The organism is Brevibacterium sp. ZH18 (genome assembly GCF_022748595.1).
Taxonomy (GTDB): domain Bacteria; phylum Actinomycetota; class Actinomycetes; order Actinomycetales; family Brevibacteriaceae; genus Brevibacterium.
Map to the genome: position 1 here is coordinate 62401 of NZ_JALDSX010000009.1, position 23850 is coordinate 86250.

Annotated in this window: 25 protein-coding genes; 13 read left to right on the top strand and 12 right to left on the bottom strand. The window is 63.7% G+C overall.

Translation table 11 applies throughout. The features are described from left to right. Nucleotides 1-14: 14 nt before the first annotated feature. Nucleotides 15-1145 (top strand): sigma-70 family RNA polymerase sigma factor, encoded by a 1131-nt coding sequence (locus MPN20_RS05595; protein WP_347566802.1) that lies wholly within the window; start codon nucleotides 15-17, stop codon nucleotides 1143-1145. A gap of 220 nt (nucleotides 1146-1365) precedes the next feature. Here the strand turns inward: MPN20_RS05595 and MPN20_RS05600 are convergent, their stop codons facing one another. The 4 genes from MPN20_RS05600 to MPN20_RS05615 all read right to left on the bottom strand — a co-directional run bounded on the left by MPN20_RS05600 (nucleotide 1366) and on the right by MPN20_RS05615 (nucleotide 4351). Beyond that, complete coding sequence (locus MPN20_RS05600) at nucleotides 1366-2808, bottom strand: amidase (protein WP_242780350.1); 1443 nt, start codon at nucleotides 2806-2808, stop codon at nucleotides 1366-1368. A gap of 111 nt (nucleotides 2809-2919) precedes the next feature. Further along, a complete protein-coding gene (locus tag MPN20_RS05605) occupies nucleotides 2920-3282 on the bottom strand; it encodes a transcriptional regulator (protein ID WP_242780352.1) in 363 nt (120 codons plus the stop codon). A 56-nt stretch (nucleotides 3283-3338) separates the two neighbouring features. Then, nucleotides 3339-3758 carry a hypothetical protein gene (locus MPN20_RS05610; protein WP_242780353.1) on the bottom strand — a complete coding sequence of 140 codons (420 nt, stop codon included), beginning with the start codon at nucleotides 3756-3758 and terminating at the stop codon, nucleotides 3339-3341. 143 nt (nucleotides 3759-3901) lie between these two features. Next, nucleotides 3902-4351 carry an NAD(P)H-dependent oxidoreductase gene (locus MPN20_RS05615; protein ID WP_242780356.1) on the bottom strand — a complete coding sequence of 150 codons (450 nt, stop codon included), beginning with the start codon at nucleotides 4349-4351 and terminating at the stop codon, nucleotides 3902-3904. Nucleotides 4352-4409: 58 nt separating this feature from the next. Here MPN20_RS05615 and MPN20_RS05620 point away from each other — a divergent pair, with 58 nt between their 5' ends. From MPN20_RS05620 to MPN20_RS05630, 3 genes are all read left to right on the top strand, one after another. Then, the gene (locus MPN20_RS05620; protein ID WP_242780358.1) at nucleotides 4410-5387 is read left to right on the top strand and encodes a Sir2 family NAD-dependent protein deacetylase; all 978 of its coding nucleotides are present in this window, start codon (nucleotides 4410-4412) and stop codon (nucleotides 5385-5387) included. Continuing rightward, the gene (locus tag MPN20_RS05625) at nucleotides 5384-6022 is read left to right on the top strand and encodes a TIGR03085 family metal-binding protein (RefSeq protein WP_242780360.1); all 639 of its coding nucleotides are present in this window, start codon (nucleotides 5384-5386) and stop codon (nucleotides 6020-6022) included. Before MPN20_RS05620 ends, MPN20_RS05625 begins: the two co-directional genes overlap by 4 nt. Nucleotides 6023-6154: 132 nt before the next feature. Further along, complete coding sequence (locus MPN20_RS05630; protein ID WP_242780362.1) at nucleotides 6155-6793, top strand: DUF4190 domain-containing protein; 639 nt, start codon at nucleotides 6155-6157, stop codon at nucleotides 6791-6793. Nucleotides 6794-6805: 12 nt separating this feature from the next. Here MPN20_RS05630 and MPN20_RS05635 read toward each other — a convergent pair whose 3' ends face one another. From MPN20_RS05635 to MPN20_RS05670, 8 genes are all read right to left on the bottom strand, one after another. Then, the gene (locus MPN20_RS05635; RefSeq protein ID WP_242780364.1) at nucleotides 6806-8464 is read right to left on the bottom strand and encodes a polyamine aminopropyltransferase; all 1659 of its coding nucleotides are present in this window, start codon (nucleotides 8462-8464) and stop codon (nucleotides 6806-6808) included. Next, complete coding sequence (locus MPN20_RS05640) at nucleotides 8461-8886, bottom strand: DUF350 domain-containing protein (protein ID WP_242780366.1); 426 nt, start codon at nucleotides 8884-8886, stop codon at nucleotides 8461-8463. The genes MPN20_RS05635 and MPN20_RS05640 overlap by 4 nt, the downstream gene beginning before the upstream one ends. Nucleotides 8887-8924: 38 nt before the next feature. Continuing rightward, nucleotides 8925-9290, bottom strand: coding sequence for a hypothetical protein (locus MPN20_RS05645; RefSeq protein ID WP_242780367.1), 366 nt, complete (start codon nucleotides 9288-9290; stop codon nucleotides 8925-8927). Then, nucleotides 9287-9862 carry a DUF2617 family protein gene (locus tag MPN20_RS05650; RefSeq protein WP_242780369.1) on the bottom strand — a complete coding sequence of 192 codons (576 nt, stop codon included), beginning with the start codon at nucleotides 9860-9862 and terminating at the stop codon, nucleotides 9287-9289. The genes MPN20_RS05645 and MPN20_RS05650 overlap by 4 nt, the downstream gene beginning before the upstream one ends. Further along, nucleotides 9862-10473 carry a DUF4178 domain-containing protein gene (locus MPN20_RS05655; protein ID WP_242780371.1) on the bottom strand — a complete coding sequence of 204 codons (612 nt, stop codon included), beginning with the start codon at nucleotides 10471-10473 and terminating at the stop codon, nucleotides 9862-9864. The genes MPN20_RS05650 and MPN20_RS05655 overlap by 1 nt, the downstream gene beginning before the upstream one ends. A gap of 69 nt (nucleotides 10474-10542) precedes the next feature. Then, the gene (locus MPN20_RS05660; protein WP_242780373.1) at nucleotides 10543-11562 is read right to left on the bottom strand and encodes a GNAT family N-acetyltransferase; all 1020 of its coding nucleotides are present in this window, start codon (nucleotides 11560-11562) and stop codon (nucleotides 10543-10545) included. 63 nt (nucleotides 11563-11625) lie between these two features. Further along, on the bottom strand, nucleotides 11626-11868 hold the full coding sequence (locus MPN20_RS05665) for a hypothetical protein (protein WP_242780375.1): 243 nt from the start codon (nucleotides 11866-11868) through the stop codon (nucleotides 11626-11628). Further along, a complete protein-coding gene (locus tag MPN20_RS05670) occupies nucleotides 11865-12542 on the bottom strand; it encodes a DUF1707 domain-containing protein (protein ID WP_242780377.1) in 678 nt (225 codons plus the stop codon). Before MPN20_RS05670 ends, MPN20_RS05665 begins: the two co-directional genes overlap by 4 nt. Before the next feature lie 137 nt (nucleotides 12543-12679). Between MPN20_RS05670 and MPN20_RS05675 the strand changes: the two genes are divergently transcribed. From MPN20_RS05675 to MPN20_RS05715, 9 genes are all read left to right on the top strand, one after another. After that, nucleotides 12680-16324, top strand: a complete 3645-nt coding sequence (locus MPN20_RS05675; protein ID WP_242780379.1) for a DNA polymerase III subunit gamma and tau — start codon at nucleotides 12680-12682, stop codon at nucleotides 16322-16324. After that, nucleotides 16321-16926: a recombination mediator RecR gene (gene recR / locus MPN20_RS05680; RefSeq protein WP_242780381.1), complete on the top strand. Its 606-nt coding sequence runs from the start codon at nucleotides 16321-16323 to the stop codon at nucleotides 16924-16926. The genes MPN20_RS05675 and recR overlap by 4 nt, the downstream gene beginning before the upstream one ends. A gap of 338 nt (nucleotides 16927-17264) precedes the next feature. Beyond that, on the top strand, nucleotides 17265-17924 hold the full coding sequence (locus MPN20_RS05685) for a hypothetical protein (protein ID WP_242780383.1): 660 nt from the start codon (nucleotides 17265-17267) through the stop codon (nucleotides 17922-17924). Further along, nucleotides 17924-18157 (top strand): helix-turn-helix domain-containing protein, encoded by a 234-nt coding sequence (locus tag MPN20_RS05690; RefSeq protein WP_242780384.1) that lies wholly within the window; start codon nucleotides 17924-17926, stop codon nucleotides 18155-18157. Before MPN20_RS05685 ends, MPN20_RS05690 begins: the two co-directional genes overlap by 1 nt. A gap of 257 nt (nucleotides 18158-18414) precedes the next feature. Beyond that, on the top strand, nucleotides 18415-19740 hold the full coding sequence (locus tag MPN20_RS05695; RefSeq protein WP_242780386.1) for an aspartate kinase: 1326 nt from the start codon (nucleotides 18415-18417) through the stop codon (nucleotides 19738-19740). After that, nucleotides 19737-20789 (top strand): aspartate-semialdehyde dehydrogenase, encoded by a 1053-nt coding sequence (locus MPN20_RS05700; protein WP_242780388.1) that lies wholly within the window; start codon nucleotides 19737-19739, stop codon nucleotides 20787-20789. Before MPN20_RS05695 ends, MPN20_RS05700 begins: the two co-directional genes overlap by 4 nt. A gap of 208 nt (nucleotides 20790-20997) precedes the next feature. After that, nucleotides 20998-22041 carry a zinc ABC transporter substrate-binding protein gene (locus tag MPN20_RS05705; protein ID WP_242780390.1) on the top strand — a complete coding sequence of 348 codons (1044 nt, stop codon included), beginning with the start codon at nucleotides 20998-21000 and terminating at the stop codon, nucleotides 22039-22041. A gap of 2 nt (nucleotides 22042-22043) precedes the next feature. Beyond that, nucleotides 22044-22898 carry an ABC transporter ATP-binding protein gene (locus MPN20_RS05710; RefSeq protein WP_242780392.1) on the top strand — a complete coding sequence of 285 codons (855 nt, stop codon included), beginning with the start codon at nucleotides 22044-22046 and terminating at the stop codon, nucleotides 22896-22898. After that, on the top strand, nucleotides 22898-23806 hold the full coding sequence (locus MPN20_RS05715) for a metal ABC transporter permease (protein WP_242780394.1): 909 nt from the start codon (nucleotides 22898-22900) through the stop codon (nucleotides 23804-23806). The genes MPN20_RS05710 and MPN20_RS05715 overlap by 1 nt, the downstream gene beginning before the upstream one ends. Nucleotides 23807-23850 lie beyond the last annotated feature (44 nt).

A 23850-nucleotide genomic window follows, 5' to 3' on the forward strand; every position in this document is an offset into this window, starting at 1 on the left:
AGCGGCTGATCGGCATGGACGATGAGCAGCTGCGGACACTCGTCCCGGCCGTGATCGGCATCCTTCGGCGGCGCGGAGCAGACTTCGCCGCCGCCGAGGATGCCGTTCAGGATGCGCTCGTCGAGGCCGTTGACACGTGGGCCGCAGACCCTCCTCGGGATCCGCGCGGATGGCTGATCACGGTCGCTTGGCGCAAATTTCTTGATCGGACGCGTGCCGAGTCTGCGCGTACAGCGCGGGAGGAGCGGGCACTATCCGAGACGGTCAATGCGCTGTCCATTTCGGCCGATGACACCGTCGACCTCTACTTCCTGTGCGCACATCCGGATCTCAGCCCAGCCTCGGCTGTGGCCCTGACCCTGCGTGCGGTCGGGGGACTGACCACCCGGCAGATCGCCGAGGCATATATGGTCCCCGAATCGACGATGGCTCAGCGCATCAGCCGGGCGAAGGCAACAATCGCCGGCCGCCGGGTCAACCGGCCGGGCACCGTCGCGGAGGTCCTCACCGTTCTCTATCTCGTGTTCAATGAGGGATATTCCGGTGACGTCGACCTCGCTGCCGAGGCCATCCGCCTGACTCGGACTCTGCAGGCGTCGATCAATGACGCCGAGGTGGCCGGGCTTCTCGCCCTCATGCTCATTCATCAGGCTCGCCGTTCAGCCCGGTTCAGCCCCGACGGAGCGCTCATCGCGTTGGCGGATCAGGATCGTTCGCGCTGGGACACGACTCTCATCGCCGAGGGCATCGCCATCCTCCAGGACGCGCTCGCCCGCGATGATGTGGGGGGGGGGAGTTCCAGGCACAGGCCGCGATTGCCGCGCTGCACGCCGATGCCCCGAGCGTTGAGGAGACTGACTGGGTACAGATCGTCGGCTGGTACGACGACCTGGTGGAACTGGGCAACAGCCCGGTGGCCCGGCTCAATCGCGCCGTGGCGGTGGGTGAGGCCGACGGGCCAGCGGCAGGGTTGGCGCAGCTGCGTGATCTCGACGAGGCTCTGCCCAGGCATTCTGCGGTCGAGGCGCATCTGCGTGAACGTGCCGGCGAATTCGAGGTGGCCGCTCGCCTCTATGCACGGGCGGCGGCCGCGGCGACGAACCGCGCCGAACGTGACCACCTCACCCGGCAGGCGGCACGACTGAACACAGAGCACCACCCGAATACTGCTCGCCGACAGAGACTCGATCCCTGACTGAAATCAGGGCGCCACCCGAACTCAACGGCGACCAGGGACACGGCCGCCCAATTGGTGGCCATCCTCATAATGCGCCCGCGAACCCGCCCCGCCGAACTGCACATCACCCTTCGCTCCAACCTGGATCACGGAGATCGTTCGCCGGAAGTCAGAGGCCTGAGAACTCTTCACTGAACCGTCTCCGGCTCGACTACACGGCGATGATCTGGGGGGTGCTGCCGGTGGAAGTCCGTGGCCTGTTGGAAGCTGTGCCCGGCCGCGAGCAGCAGAGATTCCTCGAAGTCGCCGGCCACGAGCTGCGCAGCGAGGGGAGTCCCGCGGTCGGTGAAGCCAGCGGGCAGAGTGATCGAGGGCATTCCGCAGCTGTCGATCGGTCCTGTCGGAATTGTCACGGCATTGAACAGCTCGGGGTCCGAGCCGAAACTTTCCATCTGCGTGATCGTGGGCGAACCGACGCCGATTCCCGGGAGCAGAAGCAGGTCGATGTCGTTCATGAGTGAGCGCATGCGACCGGTGAATGCGCGCCGGGACTCCAACAGTTCGTGGTAGTCGACGGCCGAGAGTCCCCGGCCGATCTCGATGAGCCCAGCCAGATCGGGGCCGTATTCGGCCGAACGGGCGGGGTAGGTCTCGACATGCGCCCCCGCGGTCTCGACTCCGCAGAGAGCAGTCCAGTCGGCTGCCGCCGCAGGCAGGTCCGGGGTGCGCACATCGAGCACGCGCCAGCCGAGGCCGACGAGCACCTCGGCGGTCGATTCCAGCATTTCGTTGGTGACGTCGTCGAAGTGGGCTGCTGCCAGTTCGCGGTCGAAGCCGACGACCGGTGCGCGGTCGAGCGAGAGTTCCCGACTGTAGCGGGGGACCGGTTCGAGGGCAGAGGTCGGATCGTTGGAATCGTGGCCGGCGATGGCTTCGAGGATGATCGCGGCGTCACGGGCGCTGCGGGTCATCGGGCCGATGTGATCGAGGCTTGCGGCGAGAGGGAAGATGCCATGGCGTGAGACCCGACCCCATGTGGGTTTGAGGCCGGTGATGCCGTTTGCCGCAGAGGGGTAGCGGATCGAGCCGCCTGTGTCCGAGCCCAGCGAGCCGTAGCAGAGGCCCGCGGCAGTGGCGACGCCCGATCCGCTCGAGGACACGCCTGACCAGGTGTTCGGGTCCCAGGGGTTGACCGGAGTCGGAAGATCGGGGTGGTGGCCGGTGAACGCCCCTTCGGTTAGGCGCAGCTTGCCGAGGATGACGGCGCCCGCTGCCCGCAGTCGGGCGACGACGGTGGCGTCGAAGTCGGGGCGGAAGTCCGCGTAGATCGTGGTGCCGCCGCCGGTGGGCGCGTCGTGAGTGAAGGCGAGGTCCTTGATCGCCAGAGGAACCCCGTGCAGGGGGCCGAGCCAGTCACCTCGGGCCAGCCGGGCGTCGCGCTCGTCGGCCTCGGCCAACGCTGTCTCCCGCATGAGGGTCGCATAGGAGAGCAGATGAGAGTCGAGCTCGCCGATGCGGTCGAACATTGCCTGAGTGGCTTCGCGAGAGCTCAGCCGTCCGGACCGGATCAGCTCCGAGACTTCGTGGAGTTCGCGGAACTCGAGCCCGCTGTTCGTTGAAGTGGTTGACATGGAAGCCTCCTTGCATCGTTTCGGTTCATGCTATCGCGCATTCGGGGGAAGGTCACCCGAGGTCAGAGGCCATTTTGCCTCGGCTCGGTCGAAGCCTCGACTCAGGTTCGTTCACCCGTCGGCGAGTCTGCGCAGGGCCTGGATGTGGGAGTCGAGACGCTGAATGCCTCCCGGAGTGATCGAGACCCAGGTGCGGGGACGTTTGCCCACGTAGCCCTTCTTGACGGAGACCAGCCCTGCTGTTTCGAGGGTGGAGATGTGGCGGGAGAGGACCGAGTCCGAGACTCCCAGCGAGTCGCGCAGGAGCTTGAACTCCGCCCGGTCACGATTCTTCAGACTCGCGACGATCCCGAGTCGGGTGGGATTGTTCAGGTCGGAGTCGACCTGAGCCAGGGACTCGCCGAGGTTGCTCATCGTGGCATCGGAGTGGTCGTCAGATCGGTTGTCGGATTGGTCGTCGAGTGAGCGATTCATGTTCGTGCCTTTCGTGCTCTTTGGTCGGATCGTCGCCTTGCGGGGTGACCCGGTGCTCAGCGGCGCAGGCCGACCAGCGCGAGAATCGGCGAGGCGACCCAGAGGAAGCCGGCTGCGACGAAGGGCGCCCACGAGGTGGGGTCGAAGCTGTCGAGGATGACGGAGACGAAGAACGCGATGAAGTAGACCGGTAGCCAGGTCAAGAGCAGGAACATCGAGCGTCGACTCCAACTCAGTGCCTTGACGAGGTAGACGATCATTGCCGGGATCAGCCAGGCCCAGCCGGCCCCGAGGATGATGAGCTGTGTTGTGTTGTCCTCGATGAGTCCGATTCCGACGAGTCCGACCGAGACGCCGGCGCTCATAACGAAGAGTGCCGATACCAGTGGCCAGGCATCGGCGGTTCGAGCCTGCTTCTGACTGGATTCGACCTGTGAGAGAAGATCGTCGGCCTGCTGCGGGGTGGGGGTGCTCATGACTGCTCCTTCGTTGGATTCGTCACCGCGAACGGTTCACTTCCGAATGGAAGCAATGTCAGCTTAGCAACTACTTTCCAACATGGAAAGTAAATTCACGAAGAACTCTCCGGAGAACGTTCAGGAGGTGTGAAATGAGTGAGCTATTGAGCCGATGCGGCCACAGTGGCGGCGAGCTCGGTCGCCTTTTCCAGATGCGCGTCGGTGACCTCTCCGGTGAAGATCAGAGGATCGAAGACGAGCGACCAGCCCAGGCCGGTCGTGATCTGCTTCATCGCAACCTCGGCGCCGGTGGTGTCGTATCCGCCGTGGACCCAGTAGGAGAAGGGGCGCCCCGCGGTTGGCTCTCTGACCGCGTCGTAGGTCGTGTCGAAGAAGTGTTTGAGTGCTCCGGAGATGTAGCCGAAGTTCGCGGTCGTGCCCAGCACATAGGCGTCGGCGGCGAGCACGTCGTCGACGGTGGCCTCGAGGGCGGGCCTGACGGTGATGTCGATATCGCCCAGCTCGGGCAGGTGCAGTCCGATTTGGGCCGCCTCGGCGATCTGAGCCGTTGCCTTCGACGGTGAGTGATGAACGAGCAGTACGCTGACCATAGGATCAGCCTAGACCTGTGACCTGAAGATGTGCGTCGAGCCTTGAGAGAACGGGTCGATGAGCTCATCCACTACGATGCGAGAACGAACGGGGGAGTCCATGGCGGTCATCTTCGACCCGCTCCGGGGCCGGATTCGGCCCGAGGCGAGCCATACCGACGCTGAGATCATCGACGTGCTCACGGGCGCGTTCGACCCCGGCAGCGGGCCGATCGCCGCCGAGGACTGGGCGGTGCTCACCGGTGCCGGAATGAGCACGGACTCCGGAATCCCCGACTACCGGGGCCCCGACTCACCGCCTCGGCGGCCGATGACGATCCAGACGTTCCTCTCCCACCCGGATCAGCAGGCGCGCTATTGGGCGCGCTCGTGGGTCGGATGGCCGCGCATGCGCTCGGCGAAGCCGAACTCCGGGCACCTCGCATTGGCGCAGATCCCGGTCACGGGGGTCATCACACAGAACGTCGATGGACTGCACCAGGCCGCCGCCGAGGCGGAGCGCAGTCCCAGCCCTGTCGTTGACCTGCATGGAAGCCTTGACCGGGTCATCTGCCTCGCCAACGGGCATCTCTTCGATCGTGATGTGGTGCAGAGGTGGCTGACGGAACTCAACCCGGAGTTCGCGAAGACCGTCGGCATCGATCCGATCGACGTCGAGACCGCCCCTGACGGCGACGTCGAGCTCGAGGAGACGGCGGACTTCCGAGTGGCCGAGTGCCCCGAATGCGGTGGAATCCTCAAACCCGACGTCGTCTACTTCGGAGACTCAGTACCGCCGGACCGGCTGCAGACAGCCAACCGACTGTGCGAGGAGGCGAAGGGACTCGTCGTCCTCGGGTCGTCGCTGGCTGTGCTCTCCGGTCTGAGATTCGTGCGTGCGGCCGAGAAGGCGTCGAAGCCCATCGTCATCGTCACGGACGGTCCGACCAGGGGCGATGAGCTCGCCGACTATCGGTCGATCACACGCGTCGCTGACTTCGTGGAAGCATGGGCATTCAGCCGAATCCAAGGCGATGATGACAAGGTGAGGACATGACCAACCTCGCACGCACTGAACGACTGCGCCTTGTCGCCGCCGCCCGCCGGGCTGGCGAAGACGCCCCCACTCTCTGTGAAGGGTGGACCGTGAGAGACCTCGCGACTCACCTTGTGGTCCGCGAACGTCATCCGGCTGCGGCTCTCGGATACTTCCTCCCGAAGTTCGAGGGCCGGCGCGATGAGCAGGAGGCGGAGTATGCGGCGATGCCGTTCTCGAGCCTGCTCGGCCTCGTCGCATCACCGCCGAAGTGGACCCCGGGTGGGTGGCCCGGCGTCGAGTTCGCGATGAACACGACCGAATACATCGTCCACCACGAGGACATCAGGCGGGCCGAGATCGAATGGTTCCCGCGGAGGCTCTCCGTTGAGGACAACAAGACTGTGTGGACGCAGTGCCGGGTCGCACTCCTGGCCTTCGCAGCGAAGGCTGACGGTCCGGTCGAGATCAGCAGTCCGGGCTTCGGCACTCGCAGTGCCGGCAGAAAGAAGGGCGCCGGTAAGAAGGGCAGTACCGGGAAGAAGGGCAGTACCGGGAAGAGCAGCGCCGGGCCGATTGCGATCACCGGTCAGCCGGTGGAGATCCTGCTCTATCTGATGGGCCGCGAGGAGCACGCTCTCGTCGACGTCAGGTGAGAGTGGGGTGGTCCCAAAATGATGCGAAGTCGGGAAAACCCCCGGGCAGGTCGACGGACTTCAGCATTCACACAGGAGGCTGAGGGTTTCTAGGCTGAAGACATCAGCAGGAACACCTCGAAAGGTCCAGCCATGAACACGCCAGTCGCCCCGAACTCGAACCCGGTCCCCGATCCAAACCACCCGTCTGATCCGAACCTCCCGTCTGATCCGAACCTCCCGTCCGATTCGAACCACCCTTCTGATCCGACCTCGGCTTCAAACGACTATCCGGCTTTGGATGCTCCTGCTCCAGGCCGACCGCAGAGCTATGGCGGGTCTCCCGGCTACGACGCTCCCCAGAACTACGACGTCTCCCAAAACTACGGCGCCTCCCAGAACTACGGCGCTCCTCAGGGATATGGATACCCGCAGAGTTATGGAGATCCCCAGAGTTACGGAAGCTCTCCGGGATACGATGCTTCAGGCAGTTACCCTGCACGGCATCAGCCGCCTCGCGCGGAGGAGGACCCGGGCAAAGTGCTTGGCATCGTCTCCCTCGTCGCGACCCTCTCGACCTTCCTCGGCTTCAACTTCATCGGGCCCGTCGTCGGCATCATCACCGGCTACATGGCACGCAAGAACTCCCGCAGTGCAGGTCTGGCAGATAATGCCATGGGCAAGTGGGGCTTCATCCTCGGTATCGCCTTCGTCTCGCTGGCGGTCCTCGTCGGACTGCTCGGACTTTCGGTCAGCGCCTTCTCCGGACTGTTCGGATACCTCGGCGCCTGACGGCCGGTCGCCTCAGTACCCGACCCAGGCCCCGCGTTCCTGGTCGAGCACATAGGGGTGAAGCAGAGTCGAGGCCTCGACCTTGCCCACGGACTGCCGGTCGCGGTCCGGAGGAAATGCGGTCGAGGCGGCGAGCACCTCGGCGCTGACGAACTTCAGATCCCCGGGAGCACCCCGGGGCATCGTCACGTCCGGGCCCTCTCCGCCGTCGGCGACAGCCGAGCCAGCGCCTGTGTCTCGAGGACTGCCCGGAGCAGCGGCCAGGAAGTATCCCCAGTCTCCGAAGCTCGGCACATCGACGTGATAAGGCGTGGTGGCAAGACCCGCCTCAGCAACGGCTTCGCCGATGCCCCAATACGCATCGGGAGCGAAGTACGGTGATCCGGCCTGGACAACGAGGCGGGCGCCCGGAGCCATCACCTGCTTGATCAATCCGTAGAACTCGACGCTGTAGAGCTTCGAGGTGGCCACATCGTCGGGGTCCGGAAGGTCCGCGATGACTGCGTCATAGGCGGGATGCTCGGTTTCGCGCAGCCAGGTGAAGGCATCGGCGGCGATCGTCGTCACCCGCGGGTCGTCGAGCGAGTCCTCGTTGAAGTCGGTGAAGTGATCTGACGTCTTGGCCATCTCGAGGATACGAGGGTCGAGATCGACCAGGGTCACCGATTCGACGTCGGGGTATTTGAGGATCTCGCGCACTGCGAGTCCGTCGCCCCCACCGAGGACGAGCACGTTGCGCCGAGGACCGTTCATGAGCGGGTGGACGAGCGACTCGTGATAGCGATACTCATCCGCCGAGGCGAACTGCAGATCCCCGTTGAGGTACAGCCTCGTGTCGCCGGTCTTCAATGATTCGGTGAGCACGATCTCCTGATAGTCCGTGCGTTCAGAGACGACGATCGGGTCGCGGTAGAGGCGCTGTCTCGCGGTCACCTCGATGTCGTCGGTGAAGATCCACACCACGGTGAGTCCGCCGACGATGATGACGAGCAACGCGGCCAGGAGTGCCTGTGCTCTGGGCCGAAGCTCGGCACGGAAGAGCCAGAGGACGATGAGGACGCCGACGACGGTGTTCGTGATCCCCACAGCAAGAGCACCGCGGGTCAGGCCGAAGAGCGGCAGCAGCAGGAACGGAAACGCGAGTCCGCCGACGAGTCCGCCCACGTAGTCGGCGGCGAACAGGTCCGCGACGGCGCTTGAGGCCTTCTGCGCCCGGATGCGCTGGACGAGTTCCATGAGCAGCGGGATCTCAGCCCCGATCAGCGCGCCGATGGCGAAGGCCATGGCGACCATCGCGATCGTGTAGACATCGGCGAATGCGAAGGCCAGGTAGAGCAGGATGACCGACAGGCCTCCGATGACACCCAGCGCGGCTTCGATCAGGGCGAAGGCGACGGCGGCGAACTCAGTGAGGCGCTTCGTCGCCAGCGAGCCGATCCCCATGGCGAAGACCATGACGGCGAGCACGATCGAGGCCTGCACGATCGTGTCGCCCAGCAGGTAGGAGCCGAGGGCGACGAGAGCCAGCTCGTAGACCATGCCGCAGCTGGCGCAGATGAAGACGGCAAGGAGGACGAAGAAACGGGCAGGCCCCGGCTTCAGCGGCAGGTTGATCGGTTTGGTCGAGCCTGTGCTGCCGGAGTCATACTCGGCCTCGGTCTGGGAGCTCAAAGGAGTGCTGCGGCCATGATGCCCGCGATGCCCACGTGAGCGGAGGCGTTGACCCACACTTCGGGGTGGAACTCATCGGGTTTGACGATGTCGCCGAGCTTGCCGGGGGTGAAAGCATCGATGAGCAGGAAGCTTGCAGCCATGAGGATGATGCCGACAAGGCCGAAGACCAGTGTGGAGATGATGCCCAGGAGCAGGTCATCGGAGCTGGCGCGGATCGCGGCGATGACGATGATCGCCACGCCCAGCAGGTCGGAGGCCACGAGGATCGCGGCATTCTTCGACTTCTTCTCCCACAGGATGACGTGGAGCTTCCCCGGGGTGAGGAGGTCGACGACGAAGTAGCCGATGAGCATGAGCACGAGGCCGCTCAGGGCATAGGAGAGGACGATCCCGATCTCCAGGAAGAGTTCTGCCAACATGATTGCCTTTCAGGGTGCTGTCAATGCGTCGAACACTGTCATTTGCCGGTGCCGGGTCCGCCGCCGCGGAAACCGGAACCATCGCCGTAGGTTGATCCGGTGCTGCTGGATCCGCCGCCGAAGAACGGCAAGAAGAAGAACCCTCCGCCGCCGCCCGAACCGTCGGAGTCATCCGAGCAGCCGTTCACGACGTTGCTGAGGACGAGCACGATGACGACGAGGATGATGACGGTTCCGCAGCCAGAGCCCTTCTTCTCGCGTCCTCCGTTGTTGTTCGAGTCGCCGGAGCCGCGTCCGCCGTTGCCGGAACCGCCGTTGCCGGAACCTCCGTCGCCGGAACCGCCGTTCGGGGCATCGAAGTTGAAGGAGCCTCCGCTCATGGAGACGTTGGGGTCGTGGCTCATGCGCTCCTCCTGAGCTCGCTGCGGCTGTGGACGATCTGTCGATGCTGCGGATAGCAGTGCCACGTCTCCCAGCTCATGTCGCCCTCACCATCCTCGCCATCGTCGCCAGAGGTGAGCGCGAGCGCGGTGAGCGCACCGGGATCACCGGGGAAGGCGACCACGAGGTGATTGTCGTAAGCGCTGGAACGCTCGACCACCTCGGCGGCGGCTTCAGCGAAGCTGGTCTCGACCTCATGCGTCTGTGCGGTGAACCGGTGCCGGGTGAACCCGGACCACATGCCGGTCATGGTCTGAGTCGTGCCCCAGTCCGGTCGCATGGTCTCGGCCGCACCGTCGCCGAGGCAGGCGAACGTTTCGATGAACGCGTCAGATTCGTGACCGCTGAGGATGACCTGGTGGGAGGAGCCGATGACGTGGAGTTCGAGGCGGAGTCCGTCGGTCCCGGGAAGATCGATGATCGTCGAGGCCAGCGGTGTGATGCGGGTGTGCTCGAGGCTGAAGCACAGCGCTTCGGCAGAGGTGTCGGCGAAGGGGACGTCGACGGTGATCGGCGGTGGGGGAGCGAGCGTCATCAGCTGCCCGAATAGATGGTGAAGGAACCGACCGGAATCGACTCGCCGGTGCTCACTTCCCAGCGGCCGTGATCAAAGCGTTCGAAGGCCAGCAGCTTGTGGTCATCGGATTCATAATCGACGTAGTCGACCCCGCCCTTCTCGTTCAGTCCGGTGGTTCCCTCTGAACGGTAGGAAGCGGTCCCATGTTCGACGAGGTTGTACTCCGTGCCGTCGATCGTGATGGTCTTGGCCTTCGGCTCGATGTCGAGATCGGGGCGGTCGCGCCATTGGGAGACTTGGAGGTCGGGGTCATGCTCGACGGTCAGCCACAGGCGGGCGGCGGACTGGTCCGCCTGGAAGAAGTGCTCGGCCCAGTCGTAGCCGCCCTCGGAGATCCGCAGAGTGCCGCGGACGAAGAACTTCTCATTGCCGAATTCCAGCAGGTCTCCGGCCTTGATCGTCTCGGGGTCGCCGCCAGCGTTCTGTTCGGGGGCGAACGGGTCACGGGGTGCTGCCGGTGCCGCATCCTCTGCAGACCTTCGACGGCTTGCCGCACGCTTGCGGATGACGATCACTGTGATGAGGATGACGATGATGAACACCAAGACGGTGATGAGTATGTCGGTCACGGGTGCCTGCTCTGCCTGTTTGTCTGGGGGTGCCGGAACGTTCAAGTGCCATAGTAGTCGCTGAGCATTCTATGAGGCCAAGTCCACCTTCCCCTCGAGGGCCGTCATCGTATCGACTGTGGCGAAGCCGAGATCCCGATTCAGGGCTAGCATCGGAGCGTTGTTCGCGGCCGTATAGGTTTGGATCCACCTCGCCGAGGCTGCTTCCGGAACTGAGTGCACCTGCCGCATGTTCGCGACCTTAAGTGCTCGTCCGATCCCGCGTCCGCGATAGCCGCGATCAACCAGTGTGTCTTCCTGGATGACGATGTCCGGTTCGTGGCGCGAGACCATGATCTCCGTATATCCGACGGGCAGATCGTCGACGTGGGCCAGCGAGCTGACGAGGATCCACCCCTGCTCGTCCATGCGCTCCTCATGGGTTCGCAGAGCGTTGGCATCGGCATGTTTGAGGTGGCGGGTGAGGTCGCCGAGCGGCACGTCTTCGTCCATCTGCTCGCGCAGACCGGCCCAGTCCTCGACGATCTCCTCGGGACAGCCGCCGATCCACGAAGTGATCGCCATGTCAGGACCCAGGTCGGGCGGGGCTGGGGATGGGGGAGAGGTCGAGTCCTTCTTGTACCGGTTCGCATCGGCGGTGAGGTAGCCCGGCAGATCGAGCAGCAGACGGTCCTCTTGATTGCCGACGACCAGACCGCGGGACTCGGCGAAGGCGATGCCCGCAGAACTGTAGGTCTCCGTCTGCACGATCGAGGCCTGACCTGCCAACAGCTCTTCGACGGCTCGCGCGATCACGGTGCCGAAGCCTCGGCGTCGGTGATCGGGGAGGACGGTGAGTTCGACGTCGGCGGGTGCATCGGTGACGATGTTCACCTCGGCCCCGCCGATGGCCTCATCGCCGAGGCTGGCCAGCAGGGCAATGTCGCGCTTGTCCGCTCTGGGGTGTGCGAACTGCGTGAGCGTGGTGTCGGGACTCTGCCACCAGGCGGCGGTGCGGTCGGCGGTGCAGCCCTCGCGCATGAGGCCACGCCAGGCCAGGAGCCCGGCTTCGTCGTCGGGTTCGATGCGTCTGATGCTCAGATCACCCATGTCACGAGTCGACCACGGGCTTCCGCAGATTTCAAGGATCCAGCGTCCCGGAAATGTCGGGTTTCATCGATCCGGGTTGTCTGGCCTGTGGTTCGATGCGGTCCCAGGGCCGGCCTCGGCGTCGGGATCGGTCTGCCCCGGTCCAGCCTCGGCGCCCGGATCCACGTCTTCCGGAGGTGGCAGGCGGGAGCCGATATGGGCACCGGGCTTAGTCATCACCCGGTGAACGAGGAAGGCACCGAAGCTGAACACCGCGAGCATGGCGAAGGTGAGGAAGATGACGGCGCCGAGACCCGGTTCCATCACTTGGCCATTCGCCGACGATCGAGGAAGTTCGCGAACCGTGCTCGGAACGTACCCATACCCACCGAGCCGCTGACCACGACGAGGGGTCGCGAACCCTCAGGGATTGCGCCGACCACCGATTTCACGGTGCCCCACGTCTTCGACAGCTGATCGACGTTGACGCCCCAGTCGTCCGGGACGACGACGGTCACATTGCCCAGCCCAGCGACGATCTCGACCTGAATCTCGGGCAGGGTGGTCTCTGCTTCGAGGAAGTTGAGTTCGATGTTCGACATCGACGGTTCGCAGCGGATCGAGTGGGGGACCTGCCATCGGCCACGTCGGTTTTCCGACTCCCATCCGGCCTTGATGACGAGCGGTTGAGCCGAATCCCAGCCTGCGATGGCGCGATTGCCCACGTGTCTGCGCGAGACCTGGCTGCCGGGTCGGTAACGGTCAGAGGGCAGATTCAGCGTGAGATCAGCGAGCACTTCGTCGAGATCGACGGGGACCTTCGCGGCTTGGACCTTCTCCATGCGCTCGTCAAGCTCCTCAACCGTGATCCGCCCATCGCCAGCGGCTTCGCGCAGAACTTCGATTGCCTCGTCACGCTCTTTGTGGCCGATGCGATAGGTCTTCGCGGGGTCGTTCTCGGCAGGATCGTTGTCAGGGGAATCGAAGGAGGAGTTGCTCATAGCCTCTATGGTGCCCGATTCACGCTGTCGCTCACAACGGACTGCAGCGTGCAGGGGGCAGCGTTGGGCGCAAGCTCACGATGGCGACGAGGAGCGGGTGCGTGTGTCGTGTCAGCCGTTGGCATTAGGCTAAGCATGTGTCCACCGCACTGTACAGAAGATACCGCCCAGAGACCTTCGACGAGGTCATCGGTCAAGAGCATGTGACCGATCCGCTGAAGGCTGCCATCGAGCGTGGCCGCATCAACCATGCCTACTTGTTCTCCGGCCCTCGAGGCTGTGGCAAGACCACCTCGGCCAGGATCTTGGCGCGCTGTCTCAACTGCGAGAAGGGCCCGACTCCTGTGCCCTGCGGTGAGTGCCCGAGCTGTCAGGATCTGGCCAACGGCGGACCCGGCTCGCTCGATGTCGTTGAGATCGACGCTGCCAGCCACAATGGTGTCGACGATGCTCGTGACCTGCGTGAACGTGCGATCTATGCGCCGGCGCGCGACCGCTACAAGGTGTTCATCCTCGATGAGGCCCATATGGTCACGTCGCAAGGATTCAACGCGCTGCTCAAGATCGTCGAGGAGCCGCCGCCGCACATCAAGTTCATCTTTGCGACGACCGAGCCAGAAAAGGTCATCGGCACGATTCGGTCCCGCACCCACCATTACCCGTTCCGACTGGTTCCGCCCGAGGCTCTGGGCAACTACCTGGAAGAGCTCTGCGGCCGTGAGGATGTGCAGGTCGCCAAGGGTGTGCTGCCGCTCGTCGTACGAGCCGGCGGAGGTTCGGTGCGTGACACCCTGTCTGTCCTTGACCAGCTCATCGCCGGCTCCGGGCCGGACGGAGTCGACTACCAGAGGGCCATTGCGCTTCTCGGCTACACTCCTGACTCGCTGCTCAGCGACATCGTCGACGCATTCTCCGCCGGTGACGGCGGCGGCGTGTACCGTGCCGTCGAGCGGGTCATCGAGTCCGGTCAGGATCCGCGCCGGTTCGTCGAGGATCTGCTCGAACGAATGCGTGACCTCATCGTCATCAATGCTGCCCCCGAGTCGGCCCATGCTTTCCTGCCTGAGGTTCCCCCTGACCGTCTGGAGCGACTGACCTTGCAGGCCAGCGGCTTCGGACAGGGTGAGCTCTCGCGTGCCGCCGATCTCCTCAACCACGGCCTGACCGAGATGTCGGGCGCAACCTCGCCGAGGCTGCAGCTCGAACTCATCTGCGCGCGCATCCTGCTCCCAGGCTCCGGACGCAGCCGTGACGCTGTGCTCAGTCGCGTGGAGCGCATGGAACGCCGGATCGGCATGTCGGCTTCGGGTACGGGCGCGAACATTCCGCCTGCCCCGCAGGGATCTGCGCAGACATCTCAGCCGGCGGAGGCTCCTCAGCCTTCACAGTCGTCTCCTCAGTCTGCACAGTCGGGGCAGCAAGCACAGCCCGGGCAGAGTGCTGCTGCGGGAGCGCAGCCTTCTGGGCCCACGCAGTCATCGGCTTCTGCCCGATCCTTGCGGGGTGCGGCCGGGGGAGCGGTTCATGACGACTTCGACGAGTTGGCCGATCTGGCTCTCGCCGCGGAGTCGATGCTCAATGAGCCCGCTCCGAGTGAGCCTGCACCGCGTGAGTCCGCTCCGAGTCAGACCGCTCAGCCCGAATCCGCTCAGCCAGAATCAGCTCAGAGCGAATCGGCTCAGCGAGAGCCTGCCCGGCAGGAGCCTGCCCAGCGCGAATCGGCTCGGCAGGAATCCGCAGCTGTTGGATCCGCCCCCGTGGCCGGTTCCGACGCCAGCGTTGCGGCGCCCAACATCAACAGGGATGACTCGTTCCAAGCGAATTCCTCCACGGAGTCGGGCGGTGCGGCAGATAATCTCGGTGCAGGCCGGGCCTCTGCCGGTGGCACTGCCGCGGACGACGGTTCTGCCTCTGCCGGCGGCGCAGCCTCGGACCACGGCGCAGCCTCCGACTACGCGCCTGCGGGTGAGTCCGCAACGAGTGACGCTGGTGCTGGTGCTGGCGCCATCGGCGGCGAGATCGAGGCGATTCGTCGTGCCTGGCCCAGCATCCTTGCCGCCGTCGAGAAACGCAGTCGCCTGACGAGGGCGATCATTGCCGCGAACGCGATCCCGCAGTCGTTCTCCGACGGAGTCGTCTACCTCGGTTTCAACAACGCCGGGTCGGTTCATGGGTTCCAACAGAGAGACCATGCGGCCAAGTTGGCCATGGCGATCAATGATGTCCTCGGCATTCAGGCACGCATCGATATCGGCGATGTCGGTCGTATCGCCGGCGGTTCGGCCCAGAGCGGTTCCGGTCAAGGTGGTTCCGGCCAGGACACTTCGGGCCAGGGCGGTTTCGGCCGGGATTCGGGTGGCAAAGGGGCATCTGCCCCGGTGCTGAATGGCTCGACAGGCAACCACGGTCCTGCAGTGAATCAGCGACGTCCCAGTCCACAGGAAGTCGCAGCAGTCGTCGGCACGCGAGAAGTCGACAAACCACAGGTCGATCATGAGAAGTTCTGGGAGACGAATGACTCTCCGCGGGGCCCATGGTCGTCCGACGACGAGGAGGGAGACCCGTCGGCGGAATCCAATGATCCGTCGCCGGTCACTCAATCTCAGAAGAACGAAGATCACTCGTCGACGGCCAACAGCGATTCGCAGGTGGGCGCCGCCGAATCGATCGAGCAGTCAACCAACGCAGCTTCCGATGCCGCTTCCGATACCAATGCTGGTTCCGCTTCCGATGTCGACACCGGTATCGAGGCCGAGGCCACCGAGCCTGTTGTGGAATCTTCTGAGTCCGAACTGCCGTCTTCGGGCTCAACGCCAGCTGATGTCGAGACAATTGATTCAGCGGCAACCGACTCAGGGCCAGCTGACTCCGCGTCTGCGGATCCAGCCTCCGAGGCCGAATCGGGCGAAGCTGAAAAGATCGCAAGGTCATCAGACGGTCGCGATGGGAATGACAGGCAGACGTCATCAAACGATTCCGGCAACCTCCATGCAGCTGCCGACGATTCGGCAGTTCGTGCGGACAGCCCCACCGGGGAGACACGACCTACGGCCGACTCCGACATCGTCGTGCCCGATCTTTCGGATGACGACTTCTTCGGGGACCCGACGGAACAGGACACGTCGGCTGACCCTGGCAATCAGCCTGAGGTCGAGCCCGCTGCGGATGCACCGATGGAGTATGCCCAACCTCGGTGGGAAGAGCCGACGTGGCACGACGGACCACAAGCGGGTGCGTCTGCCGGGTCGGTCAGCAGCTCGACGGATGCGGTCGGCGATTCGACCAGCGCCGGCAGCGGCGCAGTGGAAGTCGGTGCTCTGGTGGTTCCGCCGCCCGAAGACGACGATCTCGACTTCCTCGGTGCTTATGCTGATCCTGATGTCGACTTCGCTGCAGGCGGGGAGGATTCTGCGCAGTCCCCGGCGCCTGCGCCCGTGCAGACCTCTGGGTTCCAGCGTGAGCAGGGCAGCGGATCGGCGAAGCCATTCAAGTCTCGTTTCGCCGCGATCGCACAGAGGCACGGAGTCGAGGCCTCGGAGTCTTCTCCTGCTCAGCCGCCCGGAAGCGGGTACCCCGCAAACGGCAACGGCGCGTATGCCGAACCCGGCGGATTCGGCGGAAATGGGCCGGCTAACGACAACGGCCAGCCTCAGAATTTCGGCGCAGATGAGGACGAGTATGATCCGGAGACGGACCTCGACGTCTCGGATGCCCCGCAGATAGGAGTGGCCGTGATCGCACGAGTCCTCGGCGGCGAGATCATCGATGAAAGAGACGTATGAGCGCGGTATATGAAGGTGCCCTCCAGGACTTGGTCGAAGAGTTCGGCAAGCTGCCGGGGATCGGCCCGAAGTCCGCTCAGCGGCTGGCGTTTCACATACTCCAGTCGGACTCTGCCGATGTGAATGATCTGGCGCAGGCATTGACCGAAGTGAAGAAGCGCGTGCGCTTCTGCGATATCTGCGGAAACGTCTCCGAAGAGTCCGAATGCACTGTCTGCCAAGACCCGCGCCGTGACCGTTCGATGATCTGCGTGGTGGAAGAGCCGAAGGACGTCGTCGCCATCGAGCGGACACGCGAGTACCGCGGTCTCTACCACGTCCTCGGCGGTGCGATCGATCCGATGGCCGGAGTCGGTCCTGACAATCTGCGGATCAAAGAGCTGATGCCGCGGCTGCAGGACAGTGCGGTCAAGGAGTGCGTCATCGCCACAGACCCCAACCTTGAGGGTGAGGCGACGGCGACGTATCTGGTCCGGTTGCTCAATTCCCTGGGCGTCACGGTCACCAGGCTGGCGTCTGGCCTGCCCGTCGGCGGCGACCTCGAATACGCAGATGAGGTCACTCTCGGCCGCGCGTTCTCCGGCCGCCGCGAAATGGACTGACCCGGCTCGTTCCTCCTGCAGCTCGTCCCTGCTGCAGCTTGCAGCGGCTTCGTTCACTCCTGCAGCGCGCAGCAGCTTGGTTCACTCCGGGGCGCCCCGAGCGCTCACTCGTCGACATCATCAGCGTGGCAGAAATGTTCTTCGGCGCCCTTGACAGCATATCGATTATCGTGAAGTATGTTGTTTATCGATATATCGAGTATCGATATATAATTTTTAGGCAACGGCGAATCTCAAAACGATCGAACTGGTGCAAGCACCGGAATCGGGTGAGGTCGCTGACGAAGAAAGGCTTCACCCTGACACAGGGAAACGAACCGCGTGACCGCAACGCCAAAGTGGTTGACAGTCCTGACGACACTGTCCCCGGCAGCCGCAAAGGTGGCGCAGATCTCAGCGGCGACGACGTGAAACGCAGGCTCTTCGGCACCGGATATGAGTTGTGGGTCGGCCTGGCGATCGGCTTCTACGTCATCTACGCAGTGACCGAGCTGATCACCGACCTGGTGCACTCCGAGATCAAGCTTTCGTTGGTATTCGAATCAGACTCCGTGGCATCACTCGATTTTCCGGGGGCTGCGGCAGCACTGAGTGGTTCGACCGAGATCTGGGTCTCGACGTCAGCTCTGGCCGCGAGCACCATCGTCTTTCTGCTCATCGCGAAGATCGCTGTCATCGTCACCCTCCTCGGAGCCTCAATCGCCATCGTCCCCGTTATCAGGGGTATTGCAGCCGGCACCCCGTTCACTGCACGTTCGAACAAGGCACTGGCAGTTCTCGAGTGGATCGTCGCCGGAGGTTTCGCTGTCTACGTAGTGGCCATTGTGCTCGGCAGCAATCTGGCTTCCCGGGACCTCGGGATCGCGAACGATGCCGGTCCCAGCATCACGACGATGCAGGCGTTCGTCGTACTCGGCATCGTCGGCGGAATCGAGCTGATGCGCCGGTGCTTCAACTCCGGTCGTGCGGTGCAGGAAGAACTCGAAGGGCTCGTCTGATGGTTGAGGAATTCGAATCGCTGCAGGTCGTGTGCCATTTGGACTCGCTGCTGACCCAGCGGAATCTGAGCCTGACGGAGCTGTCGAAGCTCGTCGACATCTCCCTGGCCAATCTGTCAGTGCTCAAGAACAACAGGGCCAAAGCCATCAGATACTCCACTTTCATCGCGTTGTGCAGCGCGCTCGACTGTCAGCCGGGAGACCTGTTCACTGTCGATGCCAAGCAGGTCTGAGCGCCTTTCTGAACGAGCGTGCCGACCCTGCCGGATCCCTTTAAGGACGGTGCATCGGCGCCTGACCAGGAATTCCGTTCGAGTGTCTGAATGACGGGCGAAGGTGAAGTGAAAGTGTCGACCTCATACAATGGACGAGGTGCCGGAGAGCCGACACGGCTGAAATCGAGATCGATGCAAGCACGAAGAACTCCATGGTTGGAACCTGGAATCGATCGTCCGGCACGGAACTTATCAGCGATAAGGAAGAGACTGCAGTGAGCATAGTCGTCCAGAAGTTTGGCGGGTCCTCGGTAGCCGATGCGGAATCGGTGAAGCGGGTGGCCAAGCGAATTGTCGAGTACCGTCAGTCCGGTCATGAAGTCGTCGTCGTGGTGTCGGCGATGGGGGACAGCACTGACGATCTCATCGACTTAGCCCAACAGGTCTCTCCGATGCCTCCGGCGCGTGAGCTCGACATGCTGCTGACCGCAGGCGAACGCATCTCGATGGCAGTTCTGGCAATGGCGATTGCGAACCTCGGCTTCGAAGCACAGTCATTCACCGGCTCGCAGGCCGGCGTCATCACCGACGAACAGTTCGGCAAAGCCCGCATCATCGACGTCACCCCGGGGCGCATCCGCTCCGCGCTCGACGAGGGATACGTGGCCATCGTCGCCGGATTCCAGGGCGTGAGCCAGTCGGCGAAGAACATTACAACGCTGGGCCGCGGCGGCTCAGACACGACCGCCGTCGCACTCGCTGCATCCCTGGATGCCGACGTCTGCGAGATCTACACGGACGTCGACGGTGTCTTCACCGCCGATCCCCGGATCGTCTCGAGCGCTCGTAAGATCGACGAGATCGGCTACGAGGAGATGATGGAGATGGCAGCCTCGGGTGCCAAGGTCCTCATGCTCCGATGCGTCGAATACGCTCGCCGCTTCAACGTGCCGGTGCACGTGCGGTCCTCATTCTCACGCAATCAAGGCACTTGGGTGACCGACTCACCCATCCCCGAAGCCTTCCGGCAGGGACGGGGAACCAAGGCCCCGGCAGCGGAATCAGAAACGGAGTCCACCATGGAACAGGCAATCATTTCCGGAGTCGCGCACGACCGCTCGGAGGCCAAGGTCACGATCGTCGGCGTCCCCGATGTTCCGGGCAAGGCCGCCGAGATCTTCAAGACCGTGGCCGCGCAGGAGATCAACATCGACATGATCGTGCAGAACATCTCCACGCGTGAACCCGGCAAGACCGACATCTCGTTCACCTTGCCGATGACCGACGGAGCCAAGGCGCTCGAAGCACTTGACTCGCTCAAGTCCTCGATCGGCTTCGACCAGGTCCGCTACGACGATCAGGTCGGCAAGCTCTCGGTTGTGGGCGCGGGCATGCGGTCCCACCCGGGTGTGACCGCCACTTTGTTCGAAGCCCTGAGCGAGGCTCAGGTCAACATCGACATGATCTCCACCTCGGAGATCCGCATCAGCGTCGTCACGCGCGAGGATCTCCTCGACGTGGCCGTCCGTGCCGCCCATGCCGCGTACGGACTCGACAGCGACAGTGACGAAGCAGTGGTTTACGGAGGTACAGGACGATGAGCATCAATGTCGGAGTAGTCGGAGCAACCGGTCAGGTGGGCGGCGTCATGCTCGACCTGCTGGCCCAGAATCCCGGATTCGAGATCAACTCCCTGCGCCTCTTCGCCTCGGCGAGGTCGGCCGGCAAGGTCATCGAGTTCAACGGTCAGGACATCACCGTCGAGGACGCCGCCGAGGCGGATCCCAGTGGACTCGATGTCGCACTGTTCTCGGCCGGTGGAGCCACATCCCGTGCGCAGGCGGAACGCTTCGCCGCCGCCGGAGTCATCGTCGTCGACAATTCCTCGGCCTGGCGTTCGGACCCTGACGTGCCGCTGGTCGTCAGCGAGGTCAACCCCGAAGCGATCGATACCCTGCCCAAGGGCATCATCGCGAACCCGAACTGCACCACGATGGCCGCGATGCCCGTCCTCAAGGCGCTCGACACCGCGGCGGGCCTCAATCGCCTCATCGTCAGCACCTACCAGGCCGTGTCCGGCTCGGGTCTCAGTGGTGTCGAAGAGCTCGCCAGCCAGCTTGAAGCCGGCATCGCCGACGCTCGCAAGCTCACGCGTGATGGCAGTGCAGTGACACTGCCTGAGCCGAACAACTACGTCGAGCCCATCGCCTTCAATGTGCTGCCGATGGCCGGCAGCACCGTCGACGACGGGCAGAACGAAACCGACGAAGAGAAGAAGCTGCGCAATGAGAGCCGTAAGATTCTCGGCAAGCCTGATCTCCTCGTCGCCGGCACCTGCGTGCGCGTACCCGTGTTCACCGGGCACAGCCTGAGCATCCACGCTGAGTTCGACTCGGATATCACCCCGGAGAAGGCCGCCGAGGTACTTGCTGAGGCTCCCGGAGTCGTGCTCGACAATGTGCCGACGCCGTTGAAGGCCGCCGGTCAGGATCCGAGCTTCGTCGGCCGTATCCGCGCCGACCAGTCGGCTCCTGAGGGCAAGGGACTTGTCTTCTTCGTGTCGAATGACAACCTGCGCAAGGGCGCTGCACTCAACACCGTGCAGATCGCCGCTCTTCTGGCCAAGAAGCTCGAGTCGCAGGCAGCCTGAGCCAGAACCTCACCGCCACGGATCAATGCCGCGGCCGAAAATGACGTCCCCAGCGACGACATTTTCGGCCGCAGCGTTGTTTGAGGGTGCGACCTAAACATAAACACGTCGCTATATATAAATATTTATATTAGTGGTCGGTTCGGGAGCTGAGTAGTGTGATCGTCGTTGACACATCGATCACCGCTTACGCTCTGAAAGGCCCACAATGCGTTCTTCCCTCCTCGGCTTCGCGTCCGGCGCAGCTGTTCTCACCACGCTCATCGCTCTCAGCGGCTGTGGGGGAGCGGCCTCGGGATCCTCGACGCTCTCGGTCGTGACCTCGACGAACGTGTACGAGGACATCGTGTCCCAAGTCGCCGGCGACTTTGCCGATGTCAGCGCGGTCATCGATGATCCCAATCAGGATCCGCACTCCTACGAGGCCACCACCCAGGATCGGCTGAAGCTGTCAAAGGCCGATCTCGTCGTGGAAAACGGCGGCGGCTACGACTCGTTCATGACGACGATGCTCGAAGCCTCCGGTGCTGATGTCGAGACCATCGACACCGTCTCGATCTCAGGGCTGCCCGGCTCGGAGGGGGCAGGCAACGAGCCGCACGACCACGGCGACGAAGAGGCTCATGGCGGAGGCCATACCCATGAAGCAGAGGCCGAGGGACATGACCACGAGGGACATGACCACGAGGGACACGACCACGAGGGACACGACCACGGCGAGTTCAACGAGCACCTGTGGTATTCGGTCCCCACGATGACGAAGCTCGTCGACGAAGTGGCGAAGCACCTCGGCGAGGCGGAACCTGATCACAAGGACGATTTCACGGCGAATGCCGCCGAGTACAAGAAGTCCCTCGACGATCTGCAGTCGCGGATCGATGAGGTGAAGAAGGCACACGGTGGTGAGAAAGTCGCTGCCACGGAACCCGTTCCGCTGTGGCTGTTCGACGACATGGGGCTGAAGAACATCACCTCGGACGAATTCCTCGCCGCCGTGGAAGAGGGCAACGATGTGCCTCCGCTGGTGCTGAAGAAGGCCAAGGAGCAGATCTCGTCAGGCGAGGCAGCCCTGCTTGGGTACAATACTCAAGCGGCAGGTCCCCAGGCGGAGCAGCTGAAATCCACGGCCGACGAGTCCGATGTTCCGGTCGTCGACCTCGGCGAAACCATGCCAGCCGATGCGCATTACGCGGATTGGATGGGCAGCTACATCACCGACATCTCCACTGCGCTCGAAGGACACGAACACTGAGAATGGGCAACGATTCCACCGTTTCGACAGATCCCAGCCCGCCGGTGATCAGCCTCCGCGATGCCGAGCTGCGATTCGGCGATCGCGTTCTCTGGCACGACCTCGATCTCGACGTCGAGCCGGGAGAGTTCATCGCTGTGCTCGGCCCGAACGGAACCGGCAAGACCTCGCTGCTGAAGGTGCTGCTCGGTCAGCATTCGCTGTCGACAGGGTCGGCGCGGATCAACGGGAAGAACGTGCACACGGGGAACTCGGCGATCGGGTACATCCCACAGCAGCGGGGCATCGACCAGCACACTCCGATGCGCGGACGCGACCTCGTGCGCATGGGCATCGACGGACACCGCTGGGGACCTGGCAGGCTATCTCGAGTCCGCCGGCGCAAGGTCGACGAGCTGCTCGCGGCCGTCGGCGCCGCCGACTATGCCGACGCCCCGGCAGGCACGCTGTCCGGCGGTGAGCTCCAGCGCCTGCGAGTCGCCCAAGCACTAGCAAACGACCCTTCGGTGCTGCTGTGCGATGAACCGCTGCTCTCTCTCGACCTCCACCATCAGAACGTCGTGGCCGGCCTGCTCCACGACCAGCGGGTCAAACGGAACACGTCCGTCGTGTTCGTCACGCACGAGATCAACCCGATCCTTCCCTATGTCGACCGGGTCCTCTACATCGTCGGCGGGCACTTCCTCGTCGGCACGACCGCTGAGGTGATGACCTCGGCGTCACTGACCAGTCTCTACGGTTCCCCCGTCGAAGTCGTTCGCGTCGGTGGCAGGCTCATCGTCGTCGGCGGCGAAGCCGAATGCGTCGACCACCATATTCATGACGACGACTCGACAGTAGAACGGGGTGCGATCTGATGAGCGTGCAGGACATCTTCGGCAGCCTCTTCACCTTCGAGGACTACGGCGAACTGGTCGCACTGCTGACGAACTCGCTCATCGCGGCCGGGCTGCTCGGCGTCGTCGGTGGTCTCATCAGCGTCTTCGTCATGGCCCGAGACATCCCGTTCGCCGTCCACGGCATCTCGGAACTCTCCTTCGCTGGTGCTGCCTTCGCACTGCTCGTCGGCTTCGACGTCGTCAGCGGCTCGATCATCGGCTCGATCATCGCAGCTCTGATCATCGGCATCGGCGGTGCCAGAGCCTCGGAGAAGAACGCCATCATCGGTGTGCTCATGCCTTTCGGATTGGGACTGGCGATCTTGTTCCTGGCCCTCTACGACGGCCGTGCCGCAAGCAAGTTCGGGCTGCTGACCGGTCAGATCGTTGCGATCACGCCCGGGCAGATCACGACACTGGTCGTGTGCTCTCTCGTCGTACTCCTCGTCCTCGCCGTCATCTGGCGTCCTCTCATGTTCGCCAGCCTCGACCCTGAAGTGGCACGGGCAAAGGGCGTGCCAGTGTCTGTGCTCACGGTCGTCTTCATGCTCACCCTCGGACTCGCCGTGGCGCTGAGCGTACAGGTCGTCGGCGTCCTCCTCGTCCTCGCCCTGCTCATCACCCCGGCAGCCGCGGCCACTCAGCTCTCGGCGTCACCGGTGTGGGTACCGGTCCTCAGCGTCATCTTCGCGGTCACCTCATCCGTGGGCGGCATCCTCATTGCGCTCGGATCCCCGGTGGTCCCGATCAGTCCGTTCGTCACGACGATCTCGTTCCTCATCTACCTCGTCTGCCGGCTTGTGGGCCAGCGCCGGATGAAGCACTTGCATCGTCGCCGCACTGCCCGCGCCGCCGATGAGCACGAGAAGACAGTCTCGCCCGCCTGATCGCTGCGGGGAGGCTTAGCAGGGGGCTGTCTGAACGTGCGCAT

Coding starts and splice junctions, on each gene's coding strand:
- MPN20_RS05595 (WP_347566802.1), top strand. CDS start 15: ATGGACGATGAGCAGCTGCGGACACTCGTCCCGGCCGTGATCGGCATC.
- MPN20_RS05600 (WP_242780350.1), bottom strand. CDS start 2,808: ATGTCAACCACTTCAACGAACAGCGGGCTCGAGTTCCGCGAACTCCAC.
- MPN20_RS05605 (WP_242780352.1), bottom strand. CDS start 3,282: ATGAATCGCTCACTCGACGACCAATCCGACAACCGATCTGACGACCAC.
- MPN20_RS05610 (WP_242780353.1), bottom strand. CDS start 3,758: ATGAGCACCCCCACCCCGCAGCAGGCCGACGATCTTCTCTCACAGGTC.
- MPN20_RS05615 (WP_242780356.1), bottom strand. CDS start 4,351: ATGGTCAGCGTACTGCTCGTTCATCACTCACCGTCGAAGGCAACGGCT.
- MPN20_RS05620 (WP_242780358.1), top strand. CDS start 4,410: ATGAGCTCATCCACTACGATGCGAGAACGAACGGGGGAGTCCATGGCG.
- MPN20_RS05625 (WP_242780360.1), top strand. CDS start 5,384: ATGACCAACCTCGCACGCACTGAACGACTGCGCCTTGTCGCCGCCGCC.
- MPN20_RS05630 (WP_242780362.1), top strand. CDS start 6,155: ATGAACACGCCAGTCGCCCCGAACTCGAACCCGGTCCCCGATCCAAAC.
- MPN20_RS05640 (WP_242780366.1), bottom strand. CDS start 8,886: ATGTTGGCAGAACTCTTCCTGGAGATCGGGATCGTCCTCTCCTATGCC.
- MPN20_RS05645 (WP_242780367.1), bottom strand. CDS start 9,290: ATGAGCCACGACCCCAACGTCTCCATGAGCGGAGGCTCCTTCAACTTC.
- MPN20_RS05650 (WP_242780369.1), bottom strand. CDS start 9,862: ATGACGCTCGCTCCCCCACCGCCGATCACCGTCGACGTCCCCTTCGCC.
- MPN20_RS05660 (WP_242780373.1), bottom strand. CDS start 11,562: ATGGGTGATCTGAGCATCAGACGCATCGAACCCGACGACGAAGCCGGG.
- MPN20_RS05670 (WP_242780377.1), bottom strand. CDS start 12,542: ATGAGCAACTCCTCCTTCGATTCCCCTGACAACGATCCTGCCGAGAAC.
- recR (WP_242780381.1), top strand. CDS start 16,321: ATGAGCGCGGTATATGAAGGTGCCCTCCAGGACTTGGTCGAAGAGTTC.
- MPN20_RS05690 (WP_242780384.1), top strand. CDS start 17,924: ATGGTTGAGGAATTCGAATCGCTGCAGGTCGTGTGCCATTTGGACTCG.
- MPN20_RS05700 (WP_242780388.1), top strand. CDS start 19,737: ATGAGCATCAATGTCGGAGTAGTCGGAGCAACCGGTCAGGTGGGCGGC.
- MPN20_RS05705 (WP_242780390.1), top strand. CDS start 20,998: ATGCGTTCTTCCCTCCTCGGCTTCGCGTCCGGCGCAGCTGTTCTCACC.
- MPN20_RS05710 (WP_242780392.1), top strand. CDS start 22,044: ATGGGCAACGATTCCACCGTTTCGACAGATCCCAGCCCGCCGGTGATC.
- MPN20_RS05715 (WP_242780394.1), top strand. CDS start 22,898: ATGAGCGTGCAGGACATCTTCGGCAGCCTCTTCACCTTCGAGGACTAC.